This window comes from Pantoea sp. UBA4549, from assembly GCF_002387285.1.
In the GTDB taxonomy this organism is placed as follows: Bacteria; Pseudomonadota; Gammaproteobacteria; order Enterobacterales; family Enterobacteriaceae; genus Pantoea; species Pantoea borealis.
The window spans coordinates 356,972-378,774 of sequence record NZ_DGLH01000009.1 but is presented as its reverse complement, the minus strand read 5'-3'; the positions used below and the strand labels follow the sequence as shown (position 1 = coordinate 378,774).

General features: G+C 56.2%; 20 protein-coding genes. 13 read left to right on the top strand and 7 right to left on the bottom strand.

Annotated features, from left to right (window positions below; all coding sequences use genetic code 11):
- Positions 1 to 184: 184 nt before the first annotated feature.
- Complete coding sequence (gene ydgH, locus B3041_RS08520) at positions 185 to 1,141, top strand: DUF1471 family protein YdgH (protein ID WP_065649318.1); 957 nt, start codon at positions 185 to 187, stop codon at positions 1,139 to 1,141.
- Positions 1,142 to 1,346: 205 nt separating this feature from the next.
- A complete protein-coding gene (locus tag B3041_RS08515; protein WP_065649317.1) occupies positions 1,347 to 2,738 on the top strand; it encodes a basic amino acid/polyamine antiporter in 1,392 nt (463 codons plus the stop codon).
- On the opposite strand, the gene B3041_RS08510 is transcribed toward B3041_RS08515, so the two are convergent.
- The gene (locus B3041_RS08510) at positions 2,739 to 3,152 is read right to left on the bottom strand and encodes a hypothetical protein (RefSeq protein WP_065649316.1); all 414 of its coding nucleotides are present in this window, start codon (positions 3,150 to 3,152) and stop codon (positions 2,739 to 2,741) included.
- 176 nt (positions 3,153 to 3,328) lie between these two features.
- On the opposite strand from B3041_RS08510, the gene rstA reads away from it, so the two are divergent.
- From rstA to B3041_RS08485, 5 genes are all read left to right on the top strand, one after another.
- Positions 3,329 to 4,051 (top strand): two-component system response regulator RstA, encoded by a 723-nt coding sequence (gene rstA, locus B3041_RS08505; RefSeq protein WP_065649315.1) that lies wholly within the window; start codon positions 3,329 to 3,331, stop codon positions 4,049 to 4,051.
- Positions 4,051 to 5,361 (top strand): two-component system sensor histidine kinase RstB, encoded by a 1,311-nt coding sequence (gene rstB, locus B3041_RS08500; protein WP_065650468.1) that lies wholly within the window; start codon positions 4,051 to 4,053, stop codon positions 5,359 to 5,361. Before rstA ends, rstB begins: the two co-directional genes overlap by 1 nt.
- A 12-nt stretch (positions 5,362 to 5,373) precedes the next feature.
- Positions 5,374 to 6,858: a carboxypeptidase M32 gene (locus tag B3041_RS08495; protein ID WP_065649314.1), complete on the top strand. Its 1,485-nt coding sequence runs from the start codon at positions 5,374 to 5,376 to the stop codon at positions 6,856 to 6,858.
- Positions 6,859 to 7,016: 158 nt separating this feature from the next.
- Complete coding sequence (gene asr, locus B3041_RS08490) at positions 7,017 to 7,451, top strand: acid resistance repetitive basic protein Asr (RefSeq protein WP_065649313.1); 435 nt, start codon at positions 7,017 to 7,019, stop codon at positions 7,449 to 7,451.
- A 267-nt stretch (positions 7,452 to 7,718) separates the two neighbouring features.
- Complete coding sequence (locus tag B3041_RS08485) at positions 7,719 to 8,525, top strand: trypsin-like serine peptidase (protein WP_292971396.1); 807 nt, start codon at positions 7,719 to 7,721, stop codon at positions 8,523 to 8,525.
- 41 nt (positions 8,526 to 8,566) lie between these two features.
- Here the strand turns inward: B3041_RS08485 and hrpA are convergent, their stop codons facing one another.
- On the bottom strand, positions 8,567 to 12,463 hold the full coding sequence (gene hrpA / locus B3041_RS08480) for an ATP-dependent RNA helicase HrpA (RefSeq protein ID WP_292971393.1): 3,897 nt from the start codon (positions 12,461 to 12,463) through the stop codon (positions 8,567 to 8,569).
- Between hrpA and B3041_RS08475 the strand changes: the two genes are divergently transcribed.
- The 3 genes from B3041_RS08475 (at position 12,450) to B3041_RS08465 (ending at position 14,853) form a co-directional block, all read left to right on the top strand.
- Positions 12,450 to 12,698 (top strand): hypothetical protein, encoded by a 249-nt coding sequence (locus B3041_RS08475; protein WP_292971390.1) that lies wholly within the window; start codon positions 12,450 to 12,452, stop codon positions 12,696 to 12,698. The genes hrpA and B3041_RS08475 overlap by 14 nt on opposite strands.
- A 16-nt stretch (positions 12,699 to 12,714) precedes the next feature.
- On the top strand, positions 12,715 to 13,314 hold the full coding sequence (gene azoR, locus B3041_RS08470) for an FMN-dependent NADH-azoreductase (protein WP_292971387.1): 600 nt from the start codon (positions 12,715 to 12,717) through the stop codon (positions 13,312 to 13,314).
- A gap of 348 nt (positions 13,315 to 13,662) precedes the next feature.
- On the top strand, positions 13,663 to 14,853 hold the full coding sequence (locus B3041_RS08465) for a hypothetical protein (RefSeq protein ID WP_292971384.1): 1,191 nt from the start codon (positions 13,663 to 13,665) through the stop codon (positions 14,851 to 14,853).
- 70 nt (positions 14,854 to 14,923) lie between these two features.
- On the opposite strand, the gene B3041_RS08460 is transcribed toward B3041_RS08465, so the two are convergent.
- From B3041_RS08460 to B3041_RS08450, 3 genes are read right to left on the bottom strand one after another with little or no spacing between them, the layout of a single operon-like run.
- Positions 14,924 to 15,253 (bottom strand): YdbL family protein, encoded by a 330-nt coding sequence (locus B3041_RS08460; RefSeq protein WP_065649308.1) that lies wholly within the window; start codon positions 15,251 to 15,253, stop codon positions 14,924 to 14,926.
- Positions 15,253 to 15,438, bottom strand: coding sequence for a YnbE family lipoprotein (locus B3041_RS08455; protein ID WP_039385947.1), 186 nt, complete (start codon positions 15,436 to 15,438; stop codon positions 15,253 to 15,255). The genes B3041_RS08460 and B3041_RS08455 overlap by 1 nt, the downstream gene beginning before the upstream one ends.
- A 2-nt stretch (positions 15,439 to 15,440) precedes the next feature.
- The gene (locus B3041_RS08450) at positions 15,441 to 18,053 is read right to left on the bottom strand and encodes a YdbH family protein (protein ID WP_292971376.1); all 2,613 of its coding nucleotides are present in this window, start codon (positions 18,051 to 18,053) and stop codon (positions 15,441 to 15,443) included.
- 164 nt (positions 18,054 to 18,217) lie between these two features.
- Here B3041_RS08450 and B3041_RS08445 point away from each other — a divergent pair, with 164 nt between their 5' ends.
- A complete protein-coding gene (locus B3041_RS08445; RefSeq protein ID WP_065649306.1) occupies positions 18,218 to 19,210 on the top strand; it encodes a 2-hydroxyacid dehydrogenase in 993 nt (330 codons plus the stop codon).
- A gap of 15 nt (positions 19,211 to 19,225) precedes the next feature.
- On the opposite strand, the gene B3041_RS08440 is transcribed toward B3041_RS08445, so the two are convergent.
- Positions 19,226 to 19,498 carry a DUF333 domain-containing protein gene (locus tag B3041_RS08440; protein WP_065649305.1) on the bottom strand — a complete coding sequence of 91 codons (273 nt, stop codon included), beginning with the start codon at positions 19,496 to 19,498 and terminating at the stop codon, positions 19,226 to 19,228.
- Positions 19,499 to 19,687: 189 nt separating this feature from the next.
- Here B3041_RS08440 and B3041_RS08435 point away from each other — a divergent pair, with 189 nt between their 5' ends.
- Both B3041_RS08435 and ttcA read left to right on the top strand, forming a co-directional pair.
- The gene (locus tag B3041_RS08435) at positions 19,688 to 20,344 is read left to right on the top strand and encodes an MgtC/SapB family protein (RefSeq protein ID WP_065649304.1); all 657 of its coding nucleotides are present in this window, start codon (positions 19,688 to 19,690) and stop codon (positions 20,342 to 20,344) included.
- A 180-nt stretch (positions 20,345 to 20,524) separates the two neighbouring features.
- Positions 20,525 to 21,460 carry a tRNA 2-thiocytidine(32) synthetase TtcA gene (gene ttcA / locus B3041_RS08430; RefSeq protein WP_065650467.1) on the top strand — a complete coding sequence of 312 codons (936 nt, stop codon included), beginning with the start codon at positions 20,525 to 20,527 and terminating at the stop codon, positions 21,458 to 21,460.
- Between the two features lie 48 nt (positions 21,461 to 21,508).
- Here the strand turns inward: ttcA and B3041_RS08425 are convergent, their stop codons facing one another.
- Entirely contained in the window at positions 21,509 to 21,655 is a 147-nt protein-coding gene (locus tag B3041_RS08425) for a hypothetical protein (RefSeq protein WP_166713867.1), read from the bottom strand.
- Between the last annotated feature and the right edge of the window lie 148 nt (positions 21,656 to 21,803).

The following is a 21,803-nucleotide window of genomic DNA, read 5'->3' as shown; positions in this document are numbered from 1 at the left end:
AGACGCGTCCGCGATTTTCATCAAAAATATTGCCGGTAAAAGAGACATGCATCCATACGGCATTCACGCTAAATTGGCTGAGACAGGCTGATTATTACATGCAATAATCAGCGGCTAATCTGTTATACATCAAGAGTCCAGCACGTTTTCGTACTCATTTTGCGTAAGGCGAAGGATCATTTTTATGAAGCTGAAGAACACCATTCTGGCGTCTACTCTGTTATCGCTGCTGGCAGCTAACGCGTTTGCTGCCAAAGAGCTGACGCCGGAACAAGCGGCCGGCCTGAAACCATTCGAACGTATTAATATCAACGGCCGTTTCAACGCAATCGGTGACGCCACCAGCGCAGTCTCGAAAGCGGCAGATGAGAAAGGCGCTGACTCGTTTTACGTTCAGGGCATCAATGACACCAACGGTAACGGCGGCAACTGGCGCGTCACCGCTGATTTATACAAAGCTGACGCTGTTAAAGCGTCGACTGAAACGCAGTATCGCGTGATCAATGGCGTTAAAGAGTTGCCAAAAGCGGAAGCCTACCGTCTTGAACCGTTCGACACCGTTTCAGTCAGTGGTTTCTTCTCCAGCCAGCCGGCGGTCAATGATGCTATCTCCAGAGCCGCACAGAAAAAAGGCGCTGCCTCATTCTTTATTGTGCGTCAGGTCGATGCCAATAACGGCGGTAATCAGTACGTAACGGCTTATGTCTACAAAGCCGATGCCAAAGCGCGCATTGTGCAGGATACGTCAAACTCCATTCCGGCCGATTCCGAAGCCGGAAAAGCCGCGCTGGCTGCGGGTGGCGCCGCCGCGTCGCGCGTCGCGCTGCCGGGCGTTGCCTCATCTGATACGCCGAGTACGAACGTGGGTCGCTTCTTTGAAACGCAGAGCTCAACCGGCAAGCGCTATACGGTGAAGCAGTCTGACGGCCGCAGCGTGCAGGAAGTCAATGCGATTACCGCTGCGCAGATGCAGCCGTTTGATACTATCACCTTCTCCGATCACTTCGGCACGCCTGTTGAGATTTCAGAGGCCGTAGGCAAGCGCGCTATTGCGAAAGGCGCGAAGTACTACCACATTACGCGCCAGTGGCAGAACCAGAGCGGTGGCAATCTTACCGTTACCGCCGATCTGTTTAAATAATGTCGCAGCAGGGCAGCCTGGCTGCCCTGCTGTTTGCATAGTTCCTGCGCAAATCTGCATACTCTTGCATTGCCATCCCCCGCTGCTCCTCGTAAAATCGGCCGCCTGTTTTCAGGGGATTCCGTTTTAATCGGCACATAATAGTGCACTACACTTCTACGGAACGTTCACGACCCAGCATACTCTGCTGTTCAGGAATGGCATTTTGGATAAAAAATTAGGTCTTAGCGCGCTGACGGCTCTGGTGCTCAGTTCCATGCTTGGCGCGGGCGTATTCAGCCTGCCGCAGAATATGGCGGCGGTCGCGGGTCCGGCGGCGCTGCTTATTGGCTGGCTCATCACCGGTGTGGGTATTATTTTTCTCTCGCTGGCGATGCTGCTGCTGACGCGACTCAGACCGGATCTCGACGGCGGTATCTTTACCTATGCCCGCGCCGGATTTGGTGAGCTGACGGGATTCTGTTCGGCGTGGGGCTACTGGCTCTGCGCGGTGATCGCCAACGTCTCCTATCTGGTGATTGTGTTCTCCGCCCTGAGCTTTTTCACCGACACGCCGCAGCACGTGGTGTTTGGCGACGGTAACACCTGGCAGGCGATGCTGGGCGCTTCGGTGCTGCTCTGGCTGGTGCACTGGCTGGTGCTGCGCGGCGTACAGACCGCCGCGAGCATTAATATGCTGGCGACGCTCGGCAAGCTGGTGCCACTGCTGCTGTTTGTGGTGCTGGCGCTGCTGGCCTTTAACTATGACCGGTTCAGGTTTGATTTCAGCGGTGCTGAACTGGGTCAGCCGCTGTGGCAGCAGATTAAACAGACCATGCTTATCACGCTTTGGGTATTTATCGGCGTTGAGGGTGCCGTTGTGGTATCGGCGCGCGCGCGCAATAAACAGGATGTGGGACGCGCTACGCTGCTGGCGGTGCTGGCTGCGCTACTGGTGTATCTGCTGGTCACGCTGCTCTCGCTGGGCGTGATCCCGCGCGCTGAACTGGCGCAGCTGCGCAACCCGTCGATGGCCGGTCTGATGACGCATCTGCTGGGAAACTGGGGGGATGCGGTGATAGCCGCCGGTCTGATCGTCTCGGTCTGCGGCGCCTATCTCAGCTGGACGATCATGGCGGCCGAAGTGCCGTTTATCGCCGCTCAGCAGGGGGCCTTCCCGCGCAGTCTTGCCCGGCAGAACCGCCACAATTCACCGGCAGCGTCGCTGTGGCTGACTAACGGCAGCGTACAGGTTTGTCTTATCGCCATCGCGTTTACCGGTGCCGATTACAACACCCTGCTGACTATCGCCTCAGAGATGATTCTGGTGCCTTATCTGCTGGTAGGACTCTACCTGATGAAGGTAGTGCGGGGTCAGCAGAAGCCGCTGGCGATGAGCATCGGGCTGGGTGCCACACTGTATGGCCTCTGGCTGCTGTATGCCTCAGGCCCGCTGCATCTGCTGCTCTCAGTGGTGCTTTACGCACCGGGACTGCTGCTGTTTCTCTACGCGCGCCGGGGCGGACGCGGTGATAAACCGCTGCTGCAGCTGGAACGCATTGCTATTGTGCTGTTGATGGCGGCATCGCTGCCCGCGCTGTGGCAGCTCACGCAGTAATTAATGCGCGAGTGCCGGAATGGAGACGCACAGCAGATCGTTCTGCTGTGTAAGATTTAACGGTTTGCTGTATTCATGGTGAATACCATCAAGCTGTTCAGCAGAGAGCGGATAAGGCAGCTGGATATCAAACCGGCTGATATGCTGCTGTTCCGCCAGCGTGATGAGTCGGGCAATGTTGATCTCATCGCTGACCTGCGTTGAAATGATTTGCAACGCTAATTCTTTCAGGTGATCGTCGCTGGCCTGTAAACTGTGCGCTGACTTACGGGTCACCATGCCAAAGATAGGCATGACACCGTAAATGGCGTCAACAAAGCTCCAGCGTTTTTTGCAGGAAGCGGAGAGAAAATCACTGTAATTGAAGCAGATGCGATCACTGTATCCGGCTGAAGCCAGCTCTTTATCAGACACCCTCGCACTCCTCCTGTTTTTCAATGCGGTTCCGAACCTTGCGCCTTAACGCGCCGCTAATAATGGCACATTTCACGGTGTATATACCAGTAAGACAGGGATATTTCGTGCGGTAGCGTAGTGCTCAGGACCAGGAAAAGCTATGCTGCTGCCATTCTTTTTCAGCACACTTACCTATGAACAAAATTGTCTATGTTGAAGATGAGCCGGAAGTCGGCGAGCTGATCGCTGCCTATCTGGGTCGCCATGATATTGACGTGGTTGTCGAAACGCGCGGCGATCGCGCTGAGGCAACGATTCTTGACGTCCAGCCGGATTTGGTACTGCTGGATATCATGCTGCCGGGTAAAGATGGCATGACGCTCTGTCGCGATCTGCGGGCGCACTGGAGCGGGCCCGTTGTCCTGCTGACCTCGCTCGACAGCGATATGAACCACATTCTCGCGCTTGAGATGGGCGCGAATGACTATATTCTCAAAACCACGCCCCCTGCCGTGCTGCTGGCGCGTCTGCGTCTGCATCTGCGGCAGGCGGTAGTCAACAAGCCGGAAAGCACGCCGGCACAGCAGCAGTCGCAGAAGGTACTGCGGTTTGGGTCGCTGACCATCGATGCGCTGAACCGTCAGGTGCTGCTGTTTGATGAGAATATTACGCTTTCAACCGCAGATTTCGATCTGCTGTGGCAGCTGGCCAGCCACGCCGGGGAGATCCTCGATCGCGACGCGCTGCTGATGACGCTGCGCGGCGTCAGCTATGACGGCATGGATCGCAGTATTGATGTGGCTATCTCACGGCTGCGTAAAAAGCTGCATGACAGCGCAACCGAGCCGTTTCGTATCAAAACCATTCGCAATAAAGGCTATCTGTTTGCGCCTCAGGCATGGGATACCCGCAGCTGATGAGAAAGCTCTTTATCCAGTTTTACCTGCTGCTGTTTGTCTGCTTTCTGGTGATGACCCTGCTGGTAGGCCTGGTGTATAAGTTTACCGCCGAGCGGGCTGGCCGGCAGTCGATGAACGACCTGATGGCCAGCTCGCTGTTTCTGATGCGCAGCGAGCTGCGCGAGATCCCGCCGCGCGACTGGAACAAAACGATCCGCAGTCTCGATCTCGATCTCTCCTTTGATCTGAATATCGAGCCTATGAGTAAGTATCAGCTTGATGAGCGCGATATGAAGCGGCTCCGCGCCGGAGAAATTGTCGCGCTCGACGACCAATACACCTTTCTGCAGCATATTCCCCGCAGCCATTACGTGCTCTCCGTCGGGCCGATCCCTTACCTGTTTTATCTGCATCAGATGCGGCTGCTGGATATTGCGCTGGTGGCGTTTATCGGGATGTCGCTGGCGCTGCCGGTATTTATCTGGTTACGCCCGCACTGGCAGGAGATGCAGCGGCTGGAGAAAGCCGCAGAGCGCTTTGGTCGCGGCGAGCTGGATGTGCGCACGCATTTTGAAAGCACCTCCAGCCTTCACAGTCTCGGCGTCGCGTTTAACCAGATGGCAGAGAACATTAATACGCTGGTGGCCAGTAAAAAACAGCTGATTGATGGCATTGCCCACGAGCTGCGCACGCCGCTGGTACGCCTGCGCTACCGGCTGGAGATGAGCGAAAATCTGACGGACGCGGAGTCCGCTGCGCTGAATCGCGACGTGGGTCAGCTGGAAAGCCTGATCGAAGAGCTGCTGACCTATGCCCGGCTTGACCGCCCGCGGGTCGATCTGCATCTGCAGTCGTTCGACCTGGCGCAGTGGCTGCGGCTCTATATTGCTGATGTGCAGAGTATGCAACCGCACACGCAGATCGCGCTGGATATTCCGCAGCTGCAAAATACCGGCAGCGCCGACATGCGGCTGATGGAGCGGGTGCTGGATAATCTGGTCAATAATGCGTTGCGCTACGCCAGCGAGCGGCTGCGCGTCAGCCTCTGGTTTGACGGCACGACCGGCATTCTGCAGGTAGAGGATGATGGTCCCGGCATTCCGGCCGACGAGCGCCAGCGGGTGTTTGAGCCGTTTGTCCGTCTCGATCCCAGCCGCGACCGCGCCACCGGCGGCTGTGGCCTCGGACTGGCTATCGTTCACTCCATCGCCCAGGCGCTGCAGGGGCAGGTGGTGATTGAGAGCTCGCCGCTGGGCGGCGCCAGCGTTCGCTTTTGCTGGCCGGTTGATTTACCCTTGCGGGAGACACCCCCCCGCTTACCCGCTTAAGGAGATCTGGCTGTGACATCAGCTTATCAGGAACTTACCCGCACGTTTCAGCGCCTTTCCCGTTTTGGTCATCTCGGTGCGATCGCCGGGGTTGATATGCAGACCACCATGCCGCCCGGCGGCAGTCAGGCGCGCGGCGAAGCGCTGGCTGAACTCAGCGTCTTTATGCATGAGCTGCTGACCGCGCCGGCGCTGGAAGGACTTTTCTCAGCGGCTGAGCAGGAGTCACTCAACGACGTTGAGCAGGCGAACGTGGCTGAGATGCAGCGTGCATGGCGTCAGGCCACGCTGCTTCCCGCCGCGCTGGTCGAAGCAAAATCGCTGGCAGGCTCCCGCTGCGAACATGCGTGGCGATCGCAGCGCCCCGCGAATGACTGGCAGGGCTTCAGTACTAATCTTAAAGAGGTTGTCCGGCTGAGCCGGGAAGAGGCGCAGCTGCGCGCTGCAGCGGCTGGTACGTCGCGCTATGACGCGCTGCTGGATCTGTATGAACCGGGCATGACCAGCACCCGGCTTGACGCCACGTTTGGCGCACTGAAAAGCTGGCTGCCGGATTTACTGCAGCGGGCGGTAGCGAAGCAGGCGCAGCCGCCGCTTCAGCCGCTGGGGCCGTTTGCCGTTGAGTCGCAGAAGCAGCTGGGCCTGAGCGTTATGAAGCTGCTCGGCTTCGATTTCAATCATGGCCGGCTGGATGTCAGCGCTCACCCTTTCTGCGGCGGCGTGCCTGACGACGTACGTATCACCACGCGCTACAACGAAAGCGAGTTTCTCAGCGCCATGATGGGCGTGATCCATGAAACCGGGCACGCGCGCTACGAGCAGAATCTGCCGCAGCAGTGGCGCGGTCAGCCGGTCGCCCTGGCGCGCTCCACCGCCATTCATGAGTCACAGAGTCTGTTTATGGAGATGCAGCTGGGCCGCAGCCGCGCCTTTCTGCAGCATATCCAGCCGCAGGTGATCGCCCTGATGGGAGAGCAGCCTGCGCTGGAGACGCATAACTTTATTCGCCTGGCGCAACGCGTCAAACCCGGCTTTATCCGCGTCGATGCCGATGAACTGAGCTATCCGGCGCACGTTATTCTGCGTTACGAGATTGAACGGGCACTGATTGAGGGTGAGATTGAGGTCGAGGATATTCCGGCGCTGTGGGATGAAAAAATGCAGCAGTCGCTGGGTATTGATACCCGTGGTAACTATCGCGATGGCTGTATGCAGGATATCCACTGGACAGACGGCGCGTTCGGCTACTTCCCGACTTACACGCTGGGCGCGATGTATGCGGCACAGCTTTATCAGGCAGTGAAGCGTGCAATTCCGCAGCTGGAGACGCTGATCCTGAACGGCGAACTGCAGCCGGTATTTGACTGGCTGCAACAGAATATCTGGCAGCACGGCAGTCGCTTCCCGACGGAACAGCTGCTGCGCAATGCCACCGGTGAAGCGCTGAATCCGGACTATTTCCGTCAGCACCTGGAGCAGCGTTACCTCGCCGATTAACCCGCAGGCGGCCTTACACCGGCCGCCGTTTTCCCGCACTGTACAATCCGTTACACGCCGATACCAATCCCTCACGGAAAGCGAAATCGCTTTTTCATATAGTGTTTTCACCGGCCCCGCAGTGGGCTACATATGAAAAATAGTCCGAGGATTAAGCGATGAAAAAATTATGTGCACTGGTAATCGCCGCTGCTATGGGTCTCTCTTCTGCTGCTTTTGCTGCTGAGACAACCGCTGCTCCGGCGGCAACTGCCACCACCAGCTCCACTACCGCTGCGCCAGCTAAACATAAAATGGTGCATCACAAACATAAAGCTGCTGCGCAGAAAGCCCAGGCTGCGAAAAAGCATCATAAAAAAGCAACCAAGCCTGCTGAACAGAAAGCGCAGGCCGCTAAAAAGCACCACAAGAAATCAACTCAGCCCGCTGCACAGAAAGCGCAGGCGGCCAAAAAGCACCACGTAAAATCCGCTAAACCTGCTGCACAGAAAGCGCAGGCGGCTAAAAAGCACCACATGAAGTCAGCTAAACCTGCTGCGCAGAAAGCGCAGGCGGCTAAAAAGCATCATAAAATGAAAAAATCAGCGAAATAAGTTCGCGCCAACACCACGTTGTTTAAAACACCCGGTTATGCCGGGTGTTTATTTACTGGAGTAGCGAAAAATGGTGCGTCGCTATCGCTTCGAAATTATTCTCTTTGTGATGATTCTCTGTGGCATTGTCGCAGCCAGTTTTTTTATTTAATGGCTGTAGCGCGCTGATTACTCCAATATTTCTCCCTTTTTCACCACTCACCGACTATAGTTATCGCCTAAGCGTGATAACAAAAACTCCCTTTTATTCTCCCTGTCGAGAGAACTATGCGCCTGGCCATTCTGTTATTTATTGGTATTTTCAGCTTTACCCTTACGGCACACGCTGATGATGAAGACGGGCTGAGTCCCGAAGAGATCAAGACGCTGTTTTTTGGTAAAGACCACCGCCAGGCCATCAGCGACGTGGCCGCTGCCCCGTGGGATGCCATTGGTCAGCTGGAGACAGAAAGCGGCAACCTCTGCACCGCCACGCTGATCTCTGCCCATCTGGCGCTGACCGCCGGCCACTGTCTGCTGACACCGCCAGGCCGGTTCGACAAACCGGTTGCGCTGCGCTTTATGGCGGGTGAAAAAGGCTGGCGTTACGAGATCCACGATATTGATGCCCGGGTTGAGCCATCGCTGGCGCGTCGCCTGCAGGCTGATGGTGAGGGCTGGATTGTTCCGTCTGCTGCCGCGCCTTACGATTATGGTCTGGTGATCCTGCACAACCCCCCTTCAGGGATTGTGCCGATCCCGCTGTTTGATGGCTCACGCAGCGATCTTACCGCTGCGCTCAAAGAGAGCGGCCGCAAAGTCACCCAGGCGGGTTATCCGGCCGATCATCTCGACTCGCTCTATTCCCACAGCGACTGTGCCGTCACCGGCTGGGCGCAGCGCGCGGTGCTGTCGCACCAGTGTGATACGCTGCCTGGCGACAGCGGCTCACCGCTGCTGCTGAAAAAAGATGACGGCTGGCAGCTGATCGCCGTGCAGAGTTCGGCACCGGCGCCGGCCGATCGCTATCGCGCTGATAACCGGGCTATTGCCGTGACCTCATTTAAAGATAAGCTTGAAGAGCTGGCCGAGTAAGCAGGCGCGCAGCGATGCGCCCCTGCTGACCGCCTGATTAACTAGCTTAGCTGCTCCATTGCCTGCAGCACCCGCTTATCCGAAACCGGATACGGGGTACCCAGCTGCTGGGCAAAGTAGCTGATGCGCAGCTCTTCAATCATCCAGCGGATCGCCACTACATCAGCATCATCCCGGCGCTGCGGCGGCAGCTTGCTGCGCCAGACGTTCCACGCCTGTTCCACCGCCTGTACTTTCAGCATGCGGGCGCGATCGCTGTGCGGATCGGCGGGCAGCTTCTCCAGACGGCGCTCAATTCCCTGCAGGTAGCGCAACGTATCACCCAGCCGATCGTAGCCATTGCCGGTAACAAATCCGCGATAGACCAGACCGCTCATCTGCTGTTTGATATCTGCGAGCGCCAGCGCCAGCGTCATATCCACGCGGCCTTTCAGAAACTTGTTAATATTGAACACGCAGGTCAGGATCTGCTCAACCTGCTGCGCAATCGTCACCACGGTGTCGTTCAGCTCTGCCCGCACTTTATCGCGCAGCTGCTCAAAATTCTGCTGCTGCCAGGCGGGACCCCCCGCCTCCGCCATGAGTTTATCTACCCCGCAGGCGATACAGTCGTCTATCAGCTCCAGCACTTTGCCGTAAGGATTAAAATAGAGCCCGAGCTTGGCTTTGTTAGGCAGTTTTTCATGCAGATATTTAACCGGTGACGGAATGTTCAGCAGCAGCAGGCGACGCTGGCCGCGCCACATCATCTTCTGCTGCTCCTCTTCACTGTCAAACAGGCGGATCGCCACGCTCTCTTTTTCATCCACCAGCGCCGGCCAGGCTTTAACCTGATAACTGCCGCGCTTCTGCTCATAACTCTGCGGCAGATCGCCAAAACTCCAGATGTGCAGGCCGCTCTGCTCCAGACCATCATCAGCAACCTTCGACAGCGTCTCCTGCACTTTGCCTTTGAGCGCCTGTTTCAGCTGATGCAGATCTTTCCCTTCCTGCAGCTTGCGGTTGTGCTCATCCACAATGCGGAACGTCATTTTAAGGTGATCGGGCACCTGATCCCACTGCCAGGCATCGCGCTCTATCGTCACGCCTGACATGCGCCGGAACTCACGCTCCAGCGCGTCCAGCAGCGGCTGCGCCAGCGGCTGGACGCGACCGAGAAATGCTTCAGCGTAATTGGGCGCCGGTACAAAATTACGGCGCAGCGGTTTAGGCAGCGATTTAATCAGCGCGATGATCAGTTCACGCCGCACGCCGGGGATCTGCCACTCAAACCCCGCTTCCTCCACCTGATTCAGCAGTGGCAGCGGGATATGCACAGTCACGCCATCCGCATCGGTACCGGGCTCAAACTGATAGGTGAGCCGCAGCTTCAGGTTGCCCTGCTGCCAGACATTGGGGTAGTCGAGCTGGCTGACTTTATCTGCCCCCTCTTTGATCAGCATCTGCTTGTCAAAGTTAAGCAGGTCCGGATTCTCTTTACTGGCCTGCTTCCACCAGCTGTCAAAGTGACGGGCTGAGACCACCTCTTTGCCCAGACGGCGATCGTAAAACGCAAACAGCGTTTCGTCATCAACCAGAATGTCACGGCGCCGTGATTTATGCTCCAGGTCTTCCACTTCACTGCGCAGCTTCAGGTTGGTGCGGAAAAAGGCGTGGCGCGTCTGCCAGTCGCCCTCAACCAGCGCATGGCGAATAAACAGCTCGCGGCTCAGCTGCGGATCGATACGGCTGTAATTCACTTTACGCGCCTGAACAATCGGCAGCCCGTAGAGCGTCACCTTTTCCGTAGCCATCACCGCGCCCTGCGCTTTCTCCCAGTGCGGTTCGCTGTAGCTCCGCTTAATAAGATGCTGAGCGAGCGGCTCAATCCACTCCGGATCGATGCGTGCCGCCACCCGGCCCCACAGGCGGCTGGTTTCCACCAGTTCCGCTACCACGGTCCATTTCGGCGGCTTTTTAAACAGGCCGGAGCCAGGGAAAATGGCAAAGCGGGCGTTGCGCGCGCCGGTAAACTCCTGCTTCTCTGCATCTTTCTGTCCGATATGCGACAGCAGACCGGTGAGCAGCGCACAGTGCACTTCACGATAAGGTGCCGGCTCGCTGTTAACGGGCATACCCTGTTCACGCACGACCTGACGCAGCTGCGTGTAGATATCCTGCCATTCGCGCACGCGCAGATAGTTGAGATAGTCGCTCTTACACTGACGACGGAACTGGTTGCCCGACAGCGCTTTCTGCTGCTCCTGGATGTAATTCCAGAGGTTTACAAAGGCGAGGAAGTCAGACTCTTTATCTGCAAAGCGGCGATGCTTCTCATCGGACGCCTGCTGTTTCTCAACCGGACGCTCACGCGGATCCTGAATGGAGAGCGCCGCTGCGATAATCATCACCTCGCGCACGCAGCCAAATCGCTGCGCCTCCAGCACCATCCGTGCCAGACGCGGATCTACCGGCAGCTGCGCCAGCGTGCGTCCGGAAGGCGTCAGCCTGTAGTGCTCATTTTCATCGAGGGTGATAGCGCCCAGCTCTTCCAGCAGTCGCACGCCGTCCTGAATGTTCCGTTTGTCAGGCGCTTCCACAAACGGGAACGCCGCAATATCGCCCAGTCCCAGGGCGGTCATCTGCAGGATCACCGACGCGAGATTGGTGCGCAGGATCTCCGGATCGGTAAAGGCGGGCCGGCTGAGGAAATCATCCTCGGAATAGAGCCGGATACAGATCCCTTCCGACACGCGGCCGCAGCGCCCTTTACGCTGGTTTGCCGAAGCCTGCGAAACCGGCTCAATCGGCAGGCGCTGTACCTTGGTGCGATAGCTGTAGCGGCTGATTCGCGCGGTACCGGGATCGATGACATATTTAATGCCGGGCACGGTGAGCGAGGTCTCTGCTACGTTGGTCGCCAGGACAATGCGCCGTCCGCTGTGGGACTGAAACACGCGATTCTGTTCCGCATTGGAGAGACGTGCATAGAGCGGCAGGATCTCAGTATGCGGTAAATCGCGTTTCATCAGCGCATCGGCCGTGTCGCGGATCTCACGCTCACCGCTCATGAAGATCAATATATCGCCGCGGCTCTCCTGCCCCAGCTCATCCACGGCGTCAAAAATAGCCTGCAGCTGATCGCGATCGCTCTCATCTGCCTCTTCCGCGATGGGCCGATAGCGCACCTCCACCGGGTAAGTTCGCCCTGAGACTTCGATGACCGGCGCGTTGTTAAAGTGACGCGAAAAGCGCTGCGGATCGATGGTGGCAGACGTGATGATCACTTTTAGATCGGGGCGACGCGGCAGCAGCTCGCGCAGATAGCCCAGCAGAAAATCGATGTTGAGGCTGCGCTCATGCGCCTCATCAATAATGATGGTGTCGTACTGCAGCAGCAGCCGATCCTGCTGGATCTCCGCCAGCAGAATACCGTCGGTCATCAGTTTGACCTGCGTGCTGTCGCTGACCTGATCGGTAAAACGGACTTTATAGCCGATGGTGCTTCCCGGCGAGGTCTCCAGCTCTTCCGCGATGCGGTTCGCCACGGTGCGCGCCGCCAGACGACGCGGCTGCGTATGCCCGATAAGGCCTTTCACGCCGCGTCCCAGCGCCAGGCAGATTTTCGGCAGCTGGGTGGTTTTGCCCGATCCGGTTTCACCGGCAACAATCACGACCTGGTGATCGCGGATAGCGTCTGAAATCGCCTGCTGCTTCTGGCTGACCGGCAGATTCTCAGGAAAGGTAATGCGCGGTGTGCCGGCCACGCGCCGGGCGATGCGCTGTTCAGCCGCGCTGAATTCGTCCACCAGCTCAGCGGCAATGGCCTGCTGTGCGGCGCTGTTTTTCACCTTTGCCGCCCCCTGCAGACGTCGCTGCAGGCGCTGGCGATCGCGCAGCGTCAGCGCATCAAGCCGGGCCCAGAGTGGAGCTAAAGGTGATTCAATGGAAGATGACATAAAGATGGATTACCTGTTAGTGCAGCACGGCGCAAACACGCGCGGCGCCGGGAGGCTTTCCCGGCAGATTCAATCAATTACCGGACGCCATAATAGCATATTCTCAGCCTGCTGGCTGAGCCGCCCCGGCAGGCTTATTCAATTAATTCGAACATCGGCCTCGAATTATTACGCTTTTACGCTGCCGGTGAACGCCGTAGAGTATGACGCATTGAGCGGGAAGCCCGCCGCATAACCCACAGGAACCTATTATGAGCCACGTATTAATTCTGAAATCCAGCATTCTTGCCGGTTATTCACAGTCAGGCCAGCTGGCTGATTTTTACGCTGAAGAAGCGCGCGCTAACGGCGACAACGTCACCGTACGCGATCTGGCTGCCGACCCGGTACCGGTACTGGATGGTGAACTGGTGGGTGCCCTGCGTCCTTCAGATGCGCCGCTTTCTCCCCGTCAGCAGGAGGCGCTGGCGCTCTCTGATGTGCTGATTGCTGAGCTGCAGGCACATGACACCATCGTTATTGCGGCACCGATGTACAATTTCAATATCCCGACGCAGCTGAAAAATTACTTTGACCTGATTGCCCGTGCGGGCGTGACCTTCCGCTACACCGAAGCGGGTCCGGAAGGCCTGGTTAAAGGCAAACGCGCGGTGATCCTGAGCAGCCGTGGCGGTATCCACAAAGATACCCCAACCGATCTGCTGACCCCGTACGTGAAGCTGTTCCTCGGCTTTATTGGCATCACTGACGTTGAGTTTGTTTTCGCGGAAGGTATTGCCTACGGTCCTGAAGTGGCAACCAAAGCCACCGCTGATGCTAAAGAGGCGATTAAACAGCGCGTCTCTGCCTGATTAATAAAATAATAATTTTCTGCTTTGTTTTTCACCGGGCCTGAGTGCCCGGTTTTTTATTTTAACGTCAATATATCTATGCTTCCTGGCGGCTTCCCGCTTTTTTAATTTACACTGCAGCCTCGCTCTCTCCCTCAGCTTTACGGTTTTGATCCTGTTATTGACAACTCGTCTGAATTCATCAACACACCCGCTCGTCATGCGCAATTTCAATAAAATCGAAATACAAAAGTTTTTCCGTGAGGAACGTGGCAGGATTAATCCGGCGTTAACTCCAGCGGTGTAAGCCAGAGTTAGTTACAAACCTTACCTTGAAAAATAAAAACACCACTCCACCAGGAGATTAATATGACTTTACTGTTATGCTATATACATGTAAGCAATTTCCCATCTAAAGGATTTGATATTGTAACCTCTGCTCATAGCGTGAAAGATAAAGCTATGAAATATGAAACCCTCATCAAAGAAATAAGTAATTTCGGGCCGGAATTGAAAAAAGATGCCCGAATTATGCGTGAAATATCTGCAGTTAAAGATGAGAAAAAAGTTTCTCAGCAGCTGTCAGTAAATAATGAACTCAAGGGTACAGGTAATTACTCTCCGGCCGCTGCTGCTTCCCGCCATGAACCTGTTCCGTTAAGCCCAATAGCTGTAGCTATGCCAAAGGCTGCGGCTCGGCAATCTGTAGCCTCGTCAAAGGCTGATGCACTGGATAAGCCTGTAACTCATCCAGCTTCATCAGTTTTGACCTCTTCGCCAGCGCGTTCTCAGGCAGAGGTAAAGCCTGAGCCTGCAGCTATTCATAATAAAAAAAGCTCCGCACCTGAGAATCAGCCTTCGCTGCTGAGCCGGATAAAGAGTCAATCTGCGAAAAGCTGGATATCATTAAAAAATTATATTTCATCACTTAAAAATGCATACCGGCAGCAACAGAGCGAAAAATCAGCCAAATTTGAAAATACCGCCAGAACCAAATCAGAAGGCTGCGGAACAATGATTGAACTAACTAATGCATATGATAACAGCCCTTTCACTGCTCTCTTTTTATATAACGCAGCAAAACAGGAGCTAATATTTAATGCTATAAATGACATCATTACTCAGGCAGGAAAAGAGAACAAAGAAATTGATCTGCGTAAGCTATGCGATCAGGCTAATCGCTATGCGGTTAATTCAGGCGCTAAGGCCAAATTTTTCACGCTATCAAAAAATAACACCATTGAGCACAATATCAAATATGGCGTGCCAACTATGCAGCAGCGCGTCAGTCGGGTGGAAGAAGACATTGGAAGTAAAAACGAAACCTCTGCAACCTTACGTCGCAATTCGCAGAGCTTAAGTGGGCGCCAGCGTGCTAACTCAGTACAGTCAATAACCCGGAGGATGGTTGATGACGCCTATTCAAAACTGTTTAATGATATACAAAATGACAAAGATAAGATTTTTGGTACACGCCATAGCTTCGATCAAAACGAAATGTGTGCCGCGCTGCTTGAAGGACAGCCAGAGCTGGCAGGTTTACGCCGCAGTGCGACATAGCGCTTACAGCAGCACGCCTTTCTGAATCCCTGCGCGGTGACGGGAGAGCCGTTACGCTCCCCGTCACCGGTTATTTCTGCAGCCACTGGCCGTTGATGCCGCGCACAAATTCCCCTGCGCTGGCGCGGCTCACCAGCTTCTCACCGGCGATCCGCGCGACGTCACTGGTGGTCAGCTGATTTTGCCCGGCAATGTGCTGATACGCTTTCCGGCGTCCCTCATTGATACGACTGACCAGCGCCAGCGTCACCTCATCCTGCTGCCGTGCAGCAACGTAGCCACTCAGCGTTTCTCCGACCCGCCCCTGCTGCCGCGCCTCATCCAGCGTCAGCGCGTGAGCGGGTCCGGCGAGCAGCGTCAGCAGCAGCGCAACAGCGCGGATTTTTAGGTTGCGGACCATCAGAACAGCCCGCTCTGGTTCTGCAGCAGCGCCTCGACATCTTTATCCACCTTGATGTGGATCTCATGTTCAATTTTCACGTTCATATTAATCGTAATCGGCGCATCAGGGGCGGCCACTTCAATACGCGGTACGCATCCTGCCAGCACAACGCTGCCTGCCAGCAGCGCACCTCTTAACCTCATCATCAGGGATCCTTCTTTGATGGCAGGGTGGCATTCTGCTCCACCCAGGATTGTAAGTTATCGCCAAAGCGCAGGCTGCGCCATAGCTGGAACAGATTCTCCTGATGACGATAGTTAAGATTGATTGTCTGGCGCCGGTTACTGAACTGGCTGACGCCGGTGACCTGTGACTGCATCACCAGATTACCGGTATTATCCAGATCGAGTGTGGCCCAGGAGCGCGAAATCTCCAGATAGCGCAGCCAGCTAAGCGCCGCGCCGGCGGCGACATTGTCTTTTACAATCGCGTCTGCCGTATCTTTATCCAGCCGAAACGTAAGCGGCCCGCTGTTAGCAATCCAGCCATTCCTGATTAGCCACTGCGGATTAGTGAGCCATAGCGGCAGCTCACCGTTGACCTTACCCGACATGGCAAACTGTTTGGGCTTCAGTGCTGTCACCAGCCGGCTGAGATCGATCTGGCGCAGCGCGATTATGGCGGCCTCCCGCTGCGGCATACGTAGCACCGGCATACTGACGTGCCCGCCGAGTAAATCGAGCGTCACGTTACTCAGGGTGAGCGGCGTTTTCTCCTGCCACGGATAGTAGCCCTGCAGATCGGCCGTGATATTTTGCAGCGCAAACTGGTTGTTAACCTCACGGATACGCAGTGAAACCGGTCCGCGTCGTCCCAGCTGCCACTGCTGAGCACGATAACGAAACGGCAGCGCAAAATCGATGCCGTTGATGTCACTGTCCGGCAGCTGCAGGCTGCCCTGCTGAACAGCAAAAAAGCCGCCCGCCTGAAACGTCTGTCCCGCCCCGGCTGAAAACGCCATCTGCGCCCGCAGCTCACCGCGCTTAATACGCATCTTCAGATCGCTGCTGAGCAGCGGCTGAAACACACGCAGCGATTGGGCCGGCCACCAGGCTTCTCCGCGTAACCGCTCCCCATCCCAGCGCCCGTGTACGCGCAGCGGACCGATATCTTCAGCGCGCAGTTCACCGCGCCATAAAAACTGCCCCGGATCGCGGCCTTTCACATCAAACGTCAGCCCTGCCGGTGGCAGCCAGCCGCCGTAGCTGAAGTGAGTTTGACCCGCATCAAGGCGAAAACTGCCCGTCAATCCGGGCTGCGTGTTATCCCGCTGCCAGCGCAGCGGCGCAGTGAGCTGCAGACGCGGCTGGTCAACCTGTACCGCTTCCCAGGCCAGCTGATCCAGACCGGTATTCAGCGTATCCAGCGTAATGCGTTTATCCAGCCAGCTGCCGGTTCCTTTCACATCCCAGTTGGCATTAAGCGGCTGCAGTTTACCGTCGCCCCAGTAGCGCCAGCGCCAGCTGCCGCGATCTGGCCAGAAGGCTGCCGCCTGGCCATCCAGGTGCAGCGTAAAGTGACCGTAGCGATAATTATGGGCTGTCAGGATCGCCTGCAGCCGGCCATCGATCCCCTGTGACGAGAGCGAGACGCCCGCCAGCGGCCAGCGCGCCTCATCAACCTCAAGTATATCCAGCAGCTGGCCGCGCAGACGCAGCAGTGCGCCGGGCCGGAACGTCACGCGGGGCGTGCTGAGTGCGCCACGCAGTTCGCCAGGCAGGCTGCCATAGAGCTGCAGATCAGCAAACTTGCTCTCACCGGTAATACGCAGCGGCAGCGCATTATCCGTTAAGTGAAGCGGACCCGGCCCCACGCTCAGCACCACGTTGCCTTTACCGCCGCGTCCCTGCGTCAGCAGATTCAGTCGTCCTTCCACGCGCAGGTTATCCATTCCCTGTTGCCAGCCCTTCAGCGCCAGCGACACACCGCCTGACAGCGTCTGGCTGGCAAGAGGCCAGCGCCAGCGTCCGGCAGTGATACGAAACGTATCGCGATCGCTCTGCCAGGGAAGCTGCAGCAGCGGCATTTCATCGCCCTGCTCCTTAACAATCAGCGTGCCCTGCTGCTGCTGCCATTGCAGATTCAGCGTCAGAGGTTCAGGCCACTGCGCCACGCGCAGCTCACTCTGCAGAGCGCCGGTTTCTGGTAAGCCATCAGCAAACGTGGGCAGCATGAGGCTGCCATGCAGCGTCAGTGGTTGTGATAGCAATGTATGTTGTAACTTTAATGAGTCTACCGTTAGCGTCTGGCCCTGTAATTGTGCGGTCAGGCTGAGGTTATCGCCCCGATAGCGCAGCCGCTGCTGTTCAGGTGAGAGCGTAAGATCAAGTTCACCCGCGTAGTGTTGCCACGGCAGCACGGCCAGTCTGCCGATATGCACATCAGCACCCGGTAAACGCTGCTGCCATTCCGCCAGCGAGCGCGGAACGGCTGAAGCCGGCTGCGGCGGCAGCGCCTGCCAGCAGGTGCTGCTGAGCGTGACGCGCTGCGCACTCAGCTGCCAGCGCTGCTGTGAGCGTCCCAGCGCCACCTGCTCAATCTCAGCCAGTGGACAATCGCCCGTGAGATAACGCAGCTGCGGCAACGTCACTGCGCCCTGATGCCAGCCAGGTCTGCCGGTAATTTCGATGCGCGTTCCATCCGGCAGCCAGATGCCGGCCAGCCGCGGCAGCCACTGCGTCAGCGTCAGCAGCAGGCCCAGCAGTAGCAGAATCAGCGCCAGCAAGGCGGCAAGTAGTCGGCGGAGGCCACGCGTCATGGCGGGTAACTATCCTGTTGTTGGCATATTCCTGCAGAAATGATGGCACGTAATCATCCGCAAATGAAGGTGTTAGCCTGGCCTGCTGCGTGAAGAAAAGCAAAGTCGCGCAGAAACCGTTATCCTTTGATGATACCGACATGGCATTTTTCAGGAGCGAAACAATGAAAGTTGCGGTTTACAGCACCAAACACTATGACCAGAAATACTTTGAGCAGGTCAATGCCCGTTATGGATTTGAGCTGGTGTTCTTTGACTTTTTACTCAGCGAAGATACGGCAAAAAATGCTGCCGGATGTGACGCGGTCTGTATTTTTGTGAATGACGATGGCAGCAGAGCGGTGCTGGAAGAGCTGGCGGCGTCCGGCGTGAAGTACATTGCGCTGCGCTGTGCCGGATTCAACAATGTTGATCTTCAGGCTGCTGAAGAGCTGGGGCTGCAGGTGGTGCGCGTCCCCGCCTACTCCCCGGAAGCGGTGGCGGAACATACGATTGGCATGATGATGAGCCTGAACCGCCGTATTCACCGCGCTTATCAGCGTACCCGCGACGCAAATTTTTCGCTTGATGGCCTGACCGGTTTCAACATGCATAATAAAACCGCAGGCGTAGTCGGTACCGGGAAAATTGGTGTGGCCACGCTGCGCATCCTCAAAGGGTTTGGCATGAAATTGCTGGCCTATGATCCCTACCCGAGCGACGCTGCGCTTGAACTGGGTGCAGAATACGTTGATTTGCACACGCTGTTTTCCCGCTCGGATGTTATTACGCTGCACTGCCCGATGACGGCGGAAAATCATCACATGCTTAACGCGCAGGCGTTCAGCGAAATGAAGGATGGCGTGATGATCATTAACACCAGCCGCGGTGGCCTGATCGATTCTCAGGCGGCCATTGAAGCACTGAAACAGCAGAAAATAGGATCGCTGGGCATGGACGTGTATGAAAATGAACGCGACCTGTTTTTTGAAGACAAATCAAATGACGTTATTCAGGACGACATTTTTCGCCGCCTCTCGGCCTGCCACAATGTGCTGTTTACCGGACATCAGGCATTTCTGACCGCAGAGGCCCTGACCGCCATTTCAGAAACCACGCTGGGTAATCTGCAGCAGCTCGATAAAGGCGAAGCGTGCCCGAACCGGGTTAAGCCCTGAAACGTGGCGCCCGCATCAGCGGGCGCATGCCCCACCCATCAGCGCCTGTTCATCGCAGCGGCGACCGTTTGCCAGCTGACACATGCCGACGCGTGAACCATCCAGCTGCCGGGAAAATGCCAGTGTGCCTCCGGCACCGCTGCAGCTGCTTTCTGCCATCGCGGACATGACCACATGCGGCTGAACGTGGGCTGCAGTCGCCTGTTGCGGCGGTTCGTTATCACTGGGACTGCTGCAGGCAGACAGCAATAGTGCTGCACCAGCCAGTAGTAAAGAGGCAGCTTTCATTAGTCGGGCTCCGGAAACAGGGGATGAAAAGTGTTCACAGCATATGACAGCCTCTGCTGTGAATCGAGAGCGGACATAGCTTTTTACAAAATTTCAGACCTTTCATTGCAAGCAGAATTATCCTGAAGAGACGATTTTTTCCGGTTATCTTCTAAAATAATGCGTTATTTCAATTGCTCAGAGGACATTATGTTAACCGATATGCTGTTACGCATCGCGCTGGCCGGCATCCTTGGCGGGCTTATCGGGCTTGAGCGTCAGATGCGGGCAAAAGAGGCCGGTCTGCGTACCCATATTCTGGTGGGGATCGGCAGCGCCCTGTTTATGCTGGTCTCGAAATATGGCTTTGCCGATATGCTTAACAGCGACCATGTTGGTCTTGATCCCAGCCGCATCGCGGCGCAGGTGGTCAGCGGCATGGGCTTTCTCGGGGCCGGGACCATCATTATTCAGAAGCAGATTGTGAAAGGCCTTACGACCGCAGCAGGTTTGTGGGTCACTGCCGCTATCGGTCTGGTTATCGGCAGCGGCATGTATGAGATTGGCATTTATGGCACGCTGCTGGCGCTGGTGGTGCTGGAGGTTTTTCGTCGTCTCAGTCACTGGCTGATTGGCCGTCATCACACGCTGATTGTGCATCTGAAGGCCAAAAGCGTCCCGCTGGTTTTGCTGGTGCTGCAACGCGAAGGGATCCGCTACGGGCATATTGCGGTGGTTAATCGTGATGAAGAGAGCGGCCTGTGTGAACTCAGCGTGGAAGTCACGCTCTCCCGCCGGTCACCGCGCCACAGCCTGTATGAGAAAGTCATGGATATTAAAGGCGTCCAGTCACTGGAGATGGTGTAGAGGCGCCGATTCAGGACGATAAATTAGCCACGGATGCGGCAACCGAAGAAAAGCGATCACGCGAGGCTGGTATTCGCGCGCGCAATCCGTACCATACGCACCCATAACTACAGGTTTATGACCGCCGATGCGGATTTCAGTCGCCTGTTCTGTTCGCCGGCACTCTCAAGCGTGAAAATAATGTCAGAAAATCAAGACGTAACCAAAAAAGAGCAATACAACTTAAATAAACTGCAGAAGCGCCTGCGCCGCAATGTCGGCGAAGCGATCGCTGACTTCAACATGATTGAGGAAGGCGACCGCATCATGGTATGTCTTTCAGGCGGTAAAGACAGCTATACCATGCTGGAGATCCTGCGCAATCTGCAGCAGAGTGCGCCAGTGAATTTTTCGCTGGTGGCGGTCAATCTCGATCAGAAGCAGCCCGGCTTTCCGGCGCATATTCTGCCCGCTTACCTTGAGACGCTGGGCGTTGAGTATAAAATTGTCACCGAAGATACTTACTCCATTGTTAAAGAGAAGATCCCGGAAGGCAAAACCACCTGCTCACTCTGCTCGCGCCTGCGCCGTGGTATTCTCTATCGTACCGCCAGCGAACTGGGCTGTACTAAAATAGCGCTCGGGCATCATCGCGACGATATTCTGCAGACGCTGTTTCTCAATATGTTCTACGGCGGCAAAATGAAAGGCATGCCGCCCAAGCTGATGAGCGATGATGGCAAACATATTGTGATTCGCCCTCTCGCCTACTGTCGCGAAAAAGACATTATTCGCTTTGCTGAAGCGCGCCAGTACCCGATCATCCCCTGCAACCTGTGCGGCTCTCAGCCCAACCTGCAGCGTCAGGTGGTGGCTGATATGCTGCGCGACTGGGACAAACGGTTTCCGGGTCGTATTGAAACCATGTTCAGCGCGATGCAGAACATTGTGCCGTCGCATATGGCAGATATCAGCCTGTTCGATTTCAAAGGCATCCGCCATGGTGATGAGGTGGTTGATGGTGGCGATATCGGCTTTGATCGCGAGACGCTGCCGGTGCAGCCGGCAGGCTGGCAGCCGGAAGAGGATGCAGCAGCCCCTGCGGAACTGCGACTGGATGTATTAGAGATTAAGTAGTTCTGCTAAAAAATAAAAAGGCGCATCCCCGGGGGGACGCGCCTTTTTTTATTGATGCGGCGGCGGATCGCTGATGGGGGGAACGTCAGGATCGTGCGGCGGCTCCGGCTCCGGAATGGGCTGCGGTTGCGGAACAGGCTCCGGAATGGGCACCGGGTCGGTTGGGATCGGTTCACTGGCGTGGATAGCTTGCATCGCTTTCTCCTGTAGCGGAACGTACTGTAAGCGTAGGAAAGCTTTGCTGAACAAGCCAGTATAAAAAAAACCGGCCCGAAGGCCGGTGTCAGAGGAATTAACTGCGCTATGCAGTTATTCACAAACAGGAAGTAAGACAATATGGAGT